Origin of the sequence: Alcanivorax sp. 24 (assembly GCF_004360225.1) — a bacterium.
GTDB classification, from domain to species: Bacteria; Pseudomonadota; Gammaproteobacteria; order Pseudomonadales; family Alcanivoracaceae; genus Alloalcanivorax; species Alloalcanivorax xiamenensis.
Genome location: NZ_SNUA01000007.1, coordinates 220,258 through 232,487 on the forward strand (window position 1 = coordinate 220,258; position 12,230 = coordinate 232,487).

The 12,230-nt window shown below is 61.7% G+C and carries 11 protein-coding genes; 10 read left to right on the top strand and 1 reads right to left on the bottom strand.

Annotation, left to right across the window (positions count from 1 at the left end; all coding sequences use genetic code 11):
• Positions 1-256: 256 nt before the first annotated feature.
• Positions 257-1,570 carry an MFS transporter gene (locus tag E0L37_RS11925; RefSeq protein WP_133491954.1) on the bottom strand — a complete coding sequence of 438 codons (1,314 nt, stop codon included), beginning with the start codon at positions 1,568-1,570 and terminating at the stop codon, positions 257-259.
• A 106-nt stretch (positions 1,571-1,676) separates the two neighbouring features.
• Between E0L37_RS11925 and cyoA the strand changes: the two genes are divergently transcribed.
• From cyoA to trpD, 10 genes are all read left to right on the top strand, one after another.
• Positions 1,677-2,708: a ubiquinol oxidase subunit II gene (gene cyoA / locus E0L37_RS11930; protein ID WP_236563983.1), complete on the top strand. Its 1,032-nt coding sequence runs from the start codon at positions 1,677-1,679 to the stop codon at positions 2,706-2,708.
• A 68-nt stretch (positions 2,709-2,776) separates the two neighbouring features.
• Positions 2,777-4,780, top strand: coding sequence for a cytochrome o ubiquinol oxidase subunit I (gene cyoB, locus E0L37_RS11935; protein WP_133491955.1), 2,004 nt, complete (start codon positions 2,777-2,779; stop codon positions 4,778-4,780).
• Positions 4,773-5,402 carry a cytochrome o ubiquinol oxidase subunit III gene (cyoC, locus tag E0L37_RS11940; protein ID WP_133491956.1) on the top strand — a complete coding sequence of 210 codons (630 nt, stop codon included), beginning with the start codon at positions 4,773-4,775 and terminating at the stop codon, positions 5,400-5,402. The genes cyoB and cyoC overlap by 8 nt, the downstream gene beginning before the upstream one ends.
• Entirely contained in the window at positions 5,399-5,785 is a 387-nt protein-coding gene (gene cyoD, locus E0L37_RS11945; protein ID WP_133491957.1) for a cytochrome o ubiquinol oxidase subunit IV, read from the top strand. The genes cyoC and cyoD overlap by 4 nt, the downstream gene beginning before the upstream one ends.
• Complete coding sequence (locus tag E0L37_RS11950) at positions 5,782-6,537, top strand: SURF1 family protein (RefSeq protein WP_236563984.1); 756 nt, start codon at positions 5,782-5,784, stop codon at positions 6,535-6,537. The genes cyoD and E0L37_RS11950 overlap by 4 nt, the downstream gene beginning before the upstream one ends.
• A 171-nt stretch (positions 6,538-6,708) precedes the next feature.
• Entirely contained in the window at positions 6,709-8,058 is a 1,350-nt protein-coding gene (locus E0L37_RS11955; RefSeq protein WP_133491958.1) for an ATP-binding protein, read from the top strand.
• Complete coding sequence (locus E0L37_RS11960) at positions 8,042-8,602, top strand: response regulator transcription factor (RefSeq protein WP_133491959.1); 561 nt, start codon at positions 8,042-8,044, stop codon at positions 8,600-8,602. The genes E0L37_RS11955 and E0L37_RS11960 overlap by 17 nt, the downstream gene beginning before the upstream one ends.
• Positions 8,603-9,026: 424 nt before the next feature.
• Positions 9,027-10,517, top strand: coding sequence for an anthranilate synthase component I (gene trpE, locus E0L37_RS11965; protein ID WP_133491960.1), 1,491 nt, complete (start codon positions 9,027-9,029; stop codon positions 10,515-10,517).
• Positions 10,517-11,107 (top strand): aminodeoxychorismate/anthranilate synthase component II, encoded by a 591-nt coding sequence (locus E0L37_RS11970; protein WP_133491961.1) that lies wholly within the window; start codon positions 10,517-10,519, stop codon positions 11,105-11,107. Before trpE ends, E0L37_RS11970 begins: the two co-directional genes overlap by 1 nt.
• 2 nt (positions 11,108-11,109) lie before the next feature.
• Positions 11,110-12,153 (top strand): anthranilate phosphoribosyltransferase, encoded by a 1,044-nt coding sequence (gene trpD / locus E0L37_RS11975; RefSeq protein WP_133492004.1) that lies wholly within the window; start codon positions 11,110-11,112, stop codon positions 12,151-12,153.
• Positions 12,154-12,230: the final 77 nt, after the last annotated feature.

Genomic DNA, 12,230 nt, shown 5'->3' on the forward strand with positions numbered 1-12,230 from the left:
AAAACACCCGGTCATCCCGGGCTTGAGAGTTCAATGGAGAGCTCAATGAGCTTTCTGGAGACAGAGGGTCGAGGGGGAGACCGGTAGGGATATAGAAGGAGATGCCGGATCAAGTCCGGCATGGCGGGGTTCCTTTGGATTATGTCCCCAAGGCCCGCAAGCGGGCCTCGGGTTTGGCGTGCCGGCGTGTTGCGTGTAAGCGTGCCAGCGAGTTGTGAGACACCTCTGGCCCACGGGCCGCGATTCTTGTTGGGTGTTAACCCGCTTCCAATGACTTGTTGATGCGCAGCGCCAGCAGCGTGCAAATCACCCCGGACAACAGATAAACGCTGACATAAGCCAGGCCGAATTTGGCCGATAGCCCCAACGCCACCAGCGGCGCGAAGGCGGCGCCGAACAGCCAGGCGAAGTCGGAGGTCAGGGCTGCTCCGGTATAGCGGAAGCGGCGCTGGAAGTTGGCGGTGACGGTGCCGGACGCCTGTCCGTAGGACAGACCCAACAAAAAGAAGCCGACCAGAATGAAAATGTCCTGCTGTACCGCGTTACCGTTCATCAGCAACGGCGTGAACAGACTGAAAATCCCGATCAGCACCGCCAGCGAGCCGACGGTGGTGCGTTTGCCGATCCGCTCAGCGATCCAGCCGGAGGCGATGGTGCCGACAATCGCCAGGATCGCCCCGATGGCCTGGACGATCAGCACGTCCGGCACATTCTGAGAGCCGTTCAGCACGATCCAGGACAACGGGAAGATGGTCACCAGATGGAACAGGGCATAGCTGGCCAGGGCGGCAAAGGCGCCGATGAAGATATTGTAGCCTTGCTCTTGCAACATTTTGCGTGTGCTCAGCGGCTCCAGCTCGCTCTCTTCCAGCGCCGCCGTGTACTCATGGGTCAGTACCAGCCGCAGGCGGGCGAACAGGGCCACCACGTTGATGGCGAACGCCACGAAGAACGGATAGCGCCAGCCCCAGCCAAGGAAATCCTCGGTGGACAAACTCATGTAGAGAAACAGGAACAGGACGCTGGCCACCAGGAAACCGATGGGGGCGCCCAGCTGGCCGATCATGGCGAAGCGCGAGCGGCGGTTTTTCGGCGTGTTCAGCGCCAGCAACGAGGGCAAGCCGTCCCAGGACCCGCCCAGGGCCAGGCCCTGCAAGATGCGCAGCAGCGACAACACCAGGATGGCATAGCCGCCCAGCACCGCGTGGCCGGGCAGGAAGGCGATGCCGGCGGTGGCGGTGCCGAGCAGGAACAGGGCGGCGGTCAGTTTGACGCTGCGGCCCCAGTGGCGCTGGATGGTCATGAACAGCGCGGTGCCGAAGGGGCGGGCGATGAAAGCGAAGGAAAATATGGTGAAGGCGTACAGCAAGCCCTCGAGGCGGCCGGCGAAGGGAAAAAACACCGACGGAAACACCAGAACCGAGGCTATTCCATAAACAAAGAAGTCGAAGTACTCTGAGGTGCGGCCGATCACCACCCCCACCGCGATCTCGTTCGGCGCCACCGGTTGATGGACTTCCGGAGCGGAAGAGTAAGAGGACACGGCGGCGGAATCGTTAGTTGTTATCATTGCTGTACCTCACCAAATCAAGTCCAACCGATCATAATCACTTTCTCGATATCGTGACACCATTGGACAAAATGTCCAATTCAACATTCCGGGCTGGAGGCGTACAGTGCGCGGCACCCTGGACTACTTACAATACTCGGCAATGCCAATTCTCAAGCTAGTACGCGGGCTGTCACTGGCCGCCGCCGTCGCTTTGCTGGCGGGGTGTGATGCAGTGGTCATGTCACCATCCGGTGATGTGGCCGCCCAACAACGTGACCTGATCGTCTGGGCCACGGTGTTGATGCTTCTGGTGATCGTGCCCGTCATCATCCTTACTCTGTTGTTCGCCTGGCGCTACCGTTCTTCCAACAAGGAAGCGACCTACAAGCCGGATTGGGACCATTCCACGGTGTTGGAACTGGTGATCTGGGGTGTGCCGCTGTTGATCATCATCGCCCTGGGGGCGATGACCTACGTCAGCACCCACAAATTGGACCCTTACCGTCCATTGGACCGCATCGGACCGGGTCAACCGGTACCGGAGGGCGTGGAGCCGCTGGTGGTGGAAGTGGTCTCCCTGGACTGGAAATGGCTGTTCTTTTACCCGGAGCAGGGCATCGCCACGGTCAATGAACTGGCAGCGCCGGTGGATCGCCCGATCCGCTTCAAGATCACCTCCTCGTCCACCATGAATTCCTTCTTCATCCCGGCCTTGGCCGGACAGATCTACGCCATGGCGGGTATGGAAACCAAGCTGCATGGGGTGATCAACGAAGAGGGGATTTACGACGGTTTCTCCGCCAACTACAGCGGTGCCGGTTTCTCGCACATGCGCTTCAAGTTCCACGGCATGAGCGACGCCGACTTCGGTGAGTGGGTGGCGAAAGTGGCCGCCGAGGGCGATACCCTGGACCGCGACGTTTATCGGGAGCTGGAGAAGCCGAGCGAGCGCGAGCCCGTACACTACTATGCCGATGTGGATCCCACACTCTACGACGCGATTCTGAATCTCTGCGTGGAGCCCGGCACCATGTGTATGAAAGACATGATGATGTTTGGTCATGGCGGTCATGGCGGCGGCAATGTCGGCAAGGACGACGGCCATGAAGGCCATGGTGATCCCGCCGCTGGCCACGGGCACGAACAGCATCAGTGATGGAATGACGCGGTCTTCCATCGTTCCGATACACCTTTCATGAAGCGCCTTGGGCGTCGGTATGCAAAATGTTTGATCAAATCGACCTGACCAAGCTCATTTTCGGTCGCCTCACCTGGGAGGCGATTCCCTATCATGAGCCGATCCTGATCGCCACGTTCGCCGCGGTGATCCTTGGTGGTATCGCGTTGCTGGTGGCTCTGACCTATTTCCGCCTGTGGGGTTACCTGTGGCGGGAATGGTTCACCAGCATTGACCATAAAAAGATCGGCATCATGTACATCATTCTGGCTCTGGTGATGCTGCTGCGCGGCTTCGCCGATGCCATCATGATGCGTATCCAGCAGGCCTGGGCCTTCGGTGACTCCGCCGGCTACCTGCCACCGGATCACTATGATCAGATCTTCACCGCCCACGGCGTGATCATGATCTTCTTCGTCGCCATGCCTCTGGTCACCGGCATCATGAACTACGTGGTGCCGTTGCAGATCGGGGCCCGCGACGTGGCCTTCCCGTTCCTGAATAACTTCTCTTTCTGGATGACCACCTCCGGTGCCGTGCTGGTCATGGTGTCCCTGTTCATCGGTGAATTCGCCAAGACCGGCTGGCTCGCCTATCCCCCACTAGCGGGTATAGACAAGAGTCCCGGAGTCGGGGTGGACTACTACATATGGGCCTTGCAGATCGCGGGTGTCGGTACCCTCCTATCGGGCGTGAACCTGTTGGTGACCATCGTCAAGATGCGGGCGCCGGGTATGACCATGATGAAGATGCCGGTGTTCACCTGGACTGCTCTCTGCACCAACGTGCTCATCGTGGCCGCTTTCCCGGTGCTGACCGCCGTGTTGGCGATGCTGACCCTGGACCGCTATCTCGGTACCAACTTTTTTACCGAAGATCTGGGTGGCAACGCCATGATGTACATCAATCTTATCTGGATTTGGGGTCACCCCGAGGTGTACATCCTGATTCTGCCGGCATTCGGTGTGTTCTCCGAGATCGTGTCCACTTACTCCGGCAAGCGTTTGTTCGGCTATGCCTCCATGGTCTACGCCACCGTGGTGATCACCGTGCTGTCCTACCTGGTATGGCTGCACCACTTCTTCACCATGGGGTCGGGGGCCAGTGTGAACTCGTTCTTCGGCATCACCACGATGATCATCTCGATCCCCACCGGGGCCAAGGTGTTCAACTGGCTGTTCACCATGTATCGCGGCCGTATCCGCTTCGACGTGCCGATGCTGTGGACCGTGGGCTTCATGGTCACCTTCGTCATCGGTGGTATGACCGGGGTGTTGCTGGCGGTGCCGCCGGCGGACTTCGTGCTGCATAACAGCCTGTTCCTGATCGCGCACTTCCATAACGTGATCATCGGTGGGGTACTGTTCGGCATGCTGGCGGCGATTACCTACTGGTTCCCGAAGGCCTTCGGCTTCAAGCTGGATCCGTTCTGGGGCAAGGTCTCGTTCTGGTTCTGGCTGACTGGCTTCTATTTCGCCTTCATGCCGTTGTATGTGCTGGGCCTGATGGGCGTGACCCGTCGCATGAGCCAGTTCGATGATCCGTCCCTGCAGATCTGGTTCCAGGTGGCCGCGTTTGGCGCCGTGCTGATCGCCATCGGCATCGCCGCCTTCCTGATTCAACTGGTGGTGAGCTTCATGCGCCGGGAATCCTTGCGTGATGAGACCGGTGATCCCTGGGATGGCCGTACCCTGGAGTGGTCCACTTCCTCTCCGCCGCCGGCCTACAACTTCGCCTTCACCCCGCGCGTGCACGATCTGGACGCCTGGTGGCAGATGAAACAGCACGGCTACAAACGTCCGGAAAGCGGTTTCCTGCCGATCCACATGCCCAAGAACACCGGGGCCGGGATCATTCTGGCGGGCATCAGCACGGTGCTGGGTTTCGCGTTGATCTGGCATATGTGGCTGCTGGCCGGCGTATCCTTCCTGGGGCTGCTGGTGGTGGCCATCGGTCACACCTTCAACTACAACCGCGACTACCATATTCCGGTGGAAGAGGTAGAGCGCGTGGAAGCGGAACGGACACGGGTACTCGCGAACCATGGTTGACACGACTCAAACTCAACAAGCGCAAGGGCAGCAGCTGCAGTTCCACGAGACCGAGGAGCATCACCCGCAGACGGGCACGATGCTGGGTTTCTGGCTGTATCTGATGAGCGACTGTCTGATCTTCGCTTCTCTGTTCGCCACTTACGGGGTTCTGGGCCGCAGCTACGCCGGCGGCCCCACCGGCGCCGAGCTGTTCGACCTGCCGCTGGTGGCGATGAACACCGCGCTGCTGCTGCTGTCCTCCATCACCTATGGCTTCGCCATGTTGGAGATGCAGAAGAATCGGGTGCGCGGCACCATTGGCTGGCTGCTGATCACCGGCTTGTTCGGGGTCGGCTTCCTGAGCCTGGAGCTGTATGAGTTCGCGCATTTGATTCATGTCGGCGCGGGCCCGCAAACCAGTGCTTTCCTGACCTCGTTCTTCGCTCTGGTGGGGACCCACGGTCTGCACGTGTTCTTCGGCATCGTCTGGCTGGTGACCCTGTGCTTCCAGTTGCGCAAGTACGGTCTGATTCCGGAGAACAAGCGTCGCGTGGCGTGTCTGTCCATGTTCTGGCACTTCCTGGACGTGGTCTGGATCGGCGTGTTCACCTTCGTTTATCTGATGGGAGTGCTGGTATGAGCGAGCATCACGACAACGTTCACGAGCATCATCACGAACATCATGGCGACGAGCTGCCGCACGCCGACTTCAAGAGCTACATGATCGGCTTCATCCTGTCGGTGATCCTCACCGCGATCCCGTTCTGGGTCGTGATGGGCGGCGTGTTCGAGACCTCCAGCACCACCGCCCTGGTGATTCTGGGGTTCGCCGCGGTGCAGATCGTGGTGCATATGATTTACTTCCTGCACATGAACTTCCAATCCGAAGGCGGTTGGAACATGTTGGCGCTGATCTTCACCGCGGTGATGGTGTTCATCACCCTGGCGGGATCGTTGTGGGTGATGTACCACCTTAACGTCAACATGATGCCCGGCCTGATGGAAGCGGTGCACGGACCGTGAACCAAACCCCGCGCCCACGGCCCGCCGTGAGCCGCCTGCACCGGGTGGCGCGGTTGGCGTGGGTGCTGGTGGCGGTGGCCGCGTTCATCGGGCTGGTGTTCCTGGGCAACTGGCAGGTGGAGCGCCGGGCCTGGAAGCTGGATCTGATCGAACGTGTCTCCCACCGCGTGGACGCTCCGGCGGAGCCTGCTCCGGGCCCCGCCGACTGGCCGCGAATCAGCCGCGAAGGGTATGAATATCAGCATGTTCAGCTCAGCGGTACTTTCCTTTCCGATCGTATCTCCCTGGCCCAGGCCAGCACCGAGTTGGGTAGCGGCTACTGGGTGATGGCTCCGCTGAAACGGGACGACGGCACCGTGGTGCTGATCAACCGTGGCTATGTTCCCCAGGAGCAGCGCGACCAGGCCGCCGCCGGCGCCTGGACTCCCGAAGGGGAGGTGCGGGTCAGCGGCCTGCTGCGCCTGAGTGAGCCCGATGGCGGCTTTCTACGGGACAACGTCCCGGCGGAGAACCGCTGGTACTCCCGGGATGTGGCCGCTATCGCCCGAACCCATGATCTGACCCGGGTGGCGCCGTATTTCGTTGATGCCGACGCCGATCCGGAGCGGTCCGAAGGGCCGGTGGGCGGGCTGACCGTAGTCTCTTTTCACAATAATCACCTGGTCTATGCGATCACCTGGTATACCCTTGCCTTGATGGTGGCCGCCGGCGCTGTGTTCGTGCTGCGTGAGGAATTGCGGTCACGGCGCTAGGAGCCTCTGGGAAACGTCCTGTCATCCGGGGCTGCCCTGGGTCTCACTCTTGGGACGCACCAGCTCGTGGAGGAAGATGCCGGATCAAGTCCGGCATGACGTTGCTTGGTAGTCCGGTATGACGTTTTTCAAAGGCCTCCTAAGTCTGAACGGGTTCAGGAGAGGGTGACGATGACAGCCACGAAGGGGGCCGCGCAGGGGGTACAACGCCCCCAGCCGATTCCGGCGCAACGCGAGAGCGACGACGCCACCGGGCGCAAGAACATGCAGCAGTTGATCCAACTGCGCTGGATCGCCGTGCTGGGGCAGATCGGCACCATACTGCTGGTGCGGTTCGGCTTCGGCATTTCGCTGCCGATGGTGTTCATGCTGGCGGTGCTGGCGGGGTTGATCGGCTTCAACCTGCTGAGCATGCTGCGGCTGCGCTGGCTGCGCCGTGATGTCAGTAACGGTGAACTGTTTCTGGCGCTGCTGGTGGATGTGGCAACGCTGACGATGCAGCTTTACGCCAGTGGTGGCGCCACCAACCCCTTTATTTTCCTGTATCTGCTGCAGGTGGTGCTGGCGGCGGTGTTGCTGGAGGCGTGGTCCACCTGGATCATCCTGCTGGTGACCGCGGGTTGTTTTGTCTGGCTGGAGTTCGCCGGGCTGCCCCTGGTGATGCCGCCGGATTACGAGCGCGGGCCGCTGAGCCTGTATATCCAGGGGATGCTGATCTGTTTTGTCCTGAATGCCGTGCTGCTGGTGATCTTCATCAGCCGTATCACCCGCAACCGGCGCGAGCGGGATGCGCGGCTGGCGGATCTGCGTCAGCGCGCCGCCGAGGGCGAACACATCGTCCGCATGGGGTTACTGGCGTCCGGTGCCGCCCATGAGCTGGGCACGCCGCTGGCGACGCTGTCGGTGATCCTGGGGGACTGGCGCCATATGCCGGTGTTCAAATCCGACCCGGATCTGCTCGACGAGATCACCGAGATGCAGACCCAGGTACTGCGTTGCAAGTCCATCGTCAGTGGTATTTTGCTTTCCGCTGGCGAGGCGCGGGGGGAATCCTCTGAAGAAACCACCGTGCACGCTTTCCTGGATGAACTGGTGGAAGAGTGGCGGGCCACCCGTCCGGTGACTGGATTCGACTATCACAACGCCTTTGGCGAGGATAGGGATATCGTTTCCGATTCGGCCCTCAAGCAGAGCCTGTGCAATGTATTGGATAACGCCCTGGAGGCCTCCCGTGACTGGGTTGGCCTGCAGGTCAGCCGGGACGGTGAATCCCTGATACTGACCGTACTGGACCGCGGGCCGGGTTTCAGCGAGGAGATGCTGGGCCGGATCGGCCGTCCCTATCAATCCACCAAAGGGCGACCCGGCAGTGGGCTGGGACTGTTCCTGGTGGTCAATGTGGCGCGTACGCTGGGGGGTAACCTCACCGCCCGAAATCGGCCGCACAAAGGCGCTGAAGTAACGCTGACGTTGCCATTATCAGCGATTGCCCTGGAGGAAGAGCATGGTGAACGAGCCTGAACCGCATGAAGACAGCGCGGACACCCTGTTGATTGTCGAGGACGATGCTCCGTTCGCCCGCACCCTGGCCCGCTCGTTCGAGCGCCGCGGGTACGCGGTGATCAGTGCCGATGGCATGGAATCGATGATGACGTTGCTGGAGAGCCACTCACCCCGGTACGCGGTGGTGGATCTCAAGCTGAAAGGGGAAGCCTCCGGGCTATCCTGCGTCCAGGCCTTGCATGCCCACGATGAGGACATGCTGATCGTGGTGCTGACCGGTTATGCCAGTATCGCCACCGCGGTGGAGGCGGTGAAGCTCGGCGCCTGCCATTACCTCGCCAAGCCCTCCAACACCGACGACATCGAAGCCGCGTTTCACCGTGCCGACGGCAGCACCGAGGTGGAAGTAGTGGGCCGCCCGACCTCGATCAAGACCCTGGAGTGGGAGCGCATCCACGAAACCCTGGCGGAAACCGGGTTCAACATTTCCGAAACCGCGCGTCGCCTCGGCATGCATCGCCGCACCCTGGCCCGCAAGCTGGGCAAACAGCAGGTGAAGTGAAGGGCGGGCGCGGGAAGATGAATTCAGAGGTGGCGACAGGGCGGCTGTGGGAGACCCGCTTGCTGGCGAATGCGACCCCCGGCGTTGGCCCATTCGCTTGCAAGCAAGCTTCCCACGGCGGCTTCGTAGTCCCCCATGGGAAGCGGCTTTAGCCCCGAATAGCGTGTTAGCGTGCCGGCGTGTTGCGTGTAAGCGGGCTGCGTGTTGCGCCCCGGCGCGGCACGCCCTAGAATCCGGTCTCAACACAAAAAGTCGAAGGAAAGCCGGTGAACCGCACCGACCTCCACATCAAGTTCCTGCCCCGCTCCGTCGCCGCCTGGCGATGGTGACGCTCTTCGCTTGCCGCTTCCTTTGCCGATAGCGGCACCCCTCGCGTTTTATTTCCGTCTACAATCTGTCGTCTGTATCAAGATCGGGGACCACCATGTCACCACGAAATCTGGATGAGTATGCCCGCCAGGGTTACACCCGCGTACCGGTAGTGCGTGAAGTGCTGGCGGATCTGGACACGCCGCTGTCCGCCTATCGCAAACTGGCCGCCGGGCCTTACAGCTATCTGTTCGAGTCCGTGCAGGGTGGGGAGCGCTGGGGGCGTTACTCCATGATCGGCCTGCCGGCGGCGGAGGTGATCCGTATCCACGGCCGGCGCATTCTGATTACCGACGCCGACGGCGAACGCCAGTTGGACGTGCCGGATCCGATCGCCTGGATCGAGGCCTACCGGCAGGAATACAACACCCCGGAAATTCCCGGTCTGCCCCGTTTCAACGGGGGGCTGGTGGGCTACTTCGGCTACGACAGCGTGCGTTACTTCGAGCCGCGTCTGGGGCCGGCGCCGGGGGAAGACGTGCTAGGCGTGCCGGATATCCTGCTGATGCGCTCCGAGGAAGTGGTGGTGTTCGATAACCTGCGCGGCAGCCTGTTCCTGATCGTGCAGGTGGACCCGGCGGACAGCCACGCCGAGGGTCGGGCGTTGCGCCGATTGGATGAGTTGGAGGCGAAGCTGCGGGCGCCGTTGTCCGAGCCCGGCCACCATCGCTATGGCGAACCGGTGGGGGAAGAGGATTTCGTCTCCGAGTTTCCCCGCGACCGGCATGGCCAGGCGGTGGAAACGATTCGTGAATACATCCTGGCGGGAGATGTGATGCAGGTGGTGCCGGCGCAGCGCATGAGCTGTGAATTCCCGGCACCGGCCATGGATCTTTATCGCGCTTTGCGCTATCTCAACCCTTCCCCCTACATGTTCTATCTGGACCTGGAAGATTTCCATATCGCCGGCTCCTCGCCGGAGATTCTCACCCGGGTCGAGGGCGACACGGTTACCGTGCGGCCCATTGCCGGCACCCGCAAGCGCGGCGCAACACCGGAGCGGGACCGGGAGCTGGAAGAAGAGCTGCTGGCGGACCCGAAGGAACTGGCCGAACACTTGATGCTGATCGATCTGGGCCGCAATGATGTTGGCCGGGTGGCCAGACCGGGGGAAGTGAAGCTGACCGAGAAAATGGCGGTGGAGCGCTATTCCCACGTGATGCATATCGTCTCCAATGTGGAAGGCAAACTGCGTCCGGAACTGGGGCCGCTGGACGTGCTGCGGGCCACTTTCCCCGCCGGCACCCTGAGCGGCGCGCCGAAGATCCGCGCCATGGAAATCATCGACGAGCTGGAGCCCACCAAACGGGGTGTCTACGGCGGCGCGGTGGGCTATATCGGCTTCGATGGCGACATGGACATGGCGATCGCGATCCGCACCGCGGTGGTCAAGGACGGCCGGCTCTATGTGCAGGCCGGCGGCGGCGTGGTGGCCGACTCCCAGCCCGATCTGGAATGGAAAGAGACCATGAACAAGGCCCGCGCCGTATTCCGCGCGGTGAACATGGCCCTGGGCGGGCTGAATCTGGACGAGGGGGAACGCTGATGCGGGTCTTGATGATCGATAACTACGACAGCTTCACCTATAACCTGGTCCAGTATCTGCAGGAACTGGGGGCCGAGGTGCTGGTGCACCGCAACGACCAGATTGATCTGGCCGGCATGGAAGCGCTGGCGGCGGATCGGCTGATGATTTCGCCGGGGCCCTGTTCGCCCAACGAAGCCGGTATTTCCGTGGAGGCGATCCGCCATTTCGCCGGCAAGCTGCCGATTCTCGGCGTCTGTCTGGGACATCAGTCCCTGGGGCAGGCGTTCGGTGGAAAGGTGGTGCGTGCCGGGCAAGTGATGCACGGCAAGACCTCGTCGGTGCACCATACCGGCCAGGGGGTGTTCGCCGGCCTGCCGAGCCCGTTCATCGCCACTCGCTATCATTCCCTGGTGGTGGCCCGGGAGACGCTGCCCGAGTGTTTTGAGATCACCGCCTGGACCGGGAATGAGCAGGGCGAAATGGAAGAGATCATGGGCATGCGGCATAAAGAACTGCCCCTGGAAGGGGTGCAGTTCCATCCAGAGTCGATTCTGACCGAGCATGGCCACGCCATGTTGAAGAACTTTCTCGAGCAGGGGGGGCAATGAGCATGAATATTCAGGACGCGCTGGCGCGGGTGGTGGACCATATTGATCTGTCCACCGAGGAAATGCGCGAAGTGATGCGCCAGATCATGACCGGCGGCGCCACCGACGCTCAGATCGGCGGTTTCCTGGTGGGGCTGCGGATGAAGAGCGAATCCCTGGACGAGATCACCGGTGCCGCCATGGTGATGCGCGAGCTGGTGAAACCGGTGACCATCGAGAACCGCCGCCATCTGGTGGATATCGTCGGTACCGGCGGTGATGGCGCCAATCTGTTCAATGTGTCCTCCGCCAGCGCCTTCGTCGCCGCCGCCGCCGGTTGCCGGGTGGCCAAGCACGGCGGTCGCTCGGTCAGTTCCAAGAGCGGCTCAGCGGATCTGCTGGAGGCCGCCGGCGTCGATCTGGACCTGACGCCGGAGCAGGTGGCCCAGTGCGTTGACGCGGTCGGCGTGGGGTTCATGTTCGCCCCCGGTCATCACAGCGCCATGAAGTACGCCATCGGCCCGCGCAAGGAATTGGGCATGCGCACGCTGTTCAATATTCTCGGCCCGATGACCAATCCCGCCGCCGTCCAACGGCTGGTGGTGGGCGTCTTCTCCGACCGGCTTTGCCGGCCCATGGCCGAAGTGATGGGGCGTCTGGGCGCGGAGCATGTGATGGTGGTGCATGGCCATGATGGCCTGGACGAGATCACTCTGGCGGGCCGCACGCATGTGGCGGAATTCAAGGATGGTGAAGTACGGGAGTTCCAGATCACGCCGGAAGACGTGGGCATTGAGTCCGATTCTCTGGTGGGGCTGAACGTTACCGATCCCAAGGCGTCGCTGGCGCTGATCCGGGATGCGTTCGGCAAACGTACCGGACCGGTGTCGGCCAAGGCCGCGGACATGGTGGCGCTGAACGCCGGCGCGGCGATCTATGTGTCCGGGGTGACCCGCACGCTGGCGGAAGGCGTGCGGATGGCGGATGATTTGATTCATAACGGTGAAGCCGCCGAGCGCATGCGGGAACTGGCCCAGTTTTGCCGCGCCTTGAAAGCGGCGGATTGAACGCCGCGGATTGAACAGGATTTAACGTAAGGCCTTTGAACATCCCCCGCCGGGAGCGTTCTAATGGGAGTGGCTTG

Coding starts and splice junctions, on each gene's coding strand:
- E0L37_RS11925 (WP_133491954.1), bottom strand. CDS start 1,570: ATGATAACAACTAACGATTCCGCCGCCGTGTCCTCTTACTCTTCCGCT.
- cyoB (WP_133491955.1), top strand. CDS start 2,777: ATGTTTGATCAAATCGACCTGACCAAGCTCATTTTCGGTCGCCTCACC.
- cyoC (WP_133491956.1), top strand. CDS start 4,773: ATGGTTGACACGACTCAAACTCAACAAGCGCAAGGGCAGCAGCTGCAG.
- cyoD (WP_133491957.1), top strand. CDS start 5,399: ATGAGCGAGCATCACGACAACGTTCACGAGCATCATCACGAACATCAT.
- E0L37_RS11955 (WP_133491958.1), top strand. CDS start 6,709: ATGACAGCCACGAAGGGGGCCGCGCAGGGGGTACAACGCCCCCAGCCG.
- E0L37_RS11960 (WP_133491959.1), top strand. CDS start 8,042: ATGGTGAACGAGCCTGAACCGCATGAAGACAGCGCGGACACCCTGTTG.
- trpE (WP_133491960.1), top strand. CDS start 9,027: ATGTCACCACGAAATCTGGATGAGTATGCCCGCCAGGGTTACACCCGC.
- E0L37_RS11970 (WP_133491961.1), top strand. CDS start 10,517: ATGCGGGTCTTGATGATCGATAACTACGACAGCTTCACCTATAACCTG.
- trpD (WP_133492004.1), top strand. CDS start 11,110: ATGAATATTCAGGACGCGCTGGCGCGGGTGGTGGACCATATTGATCTG.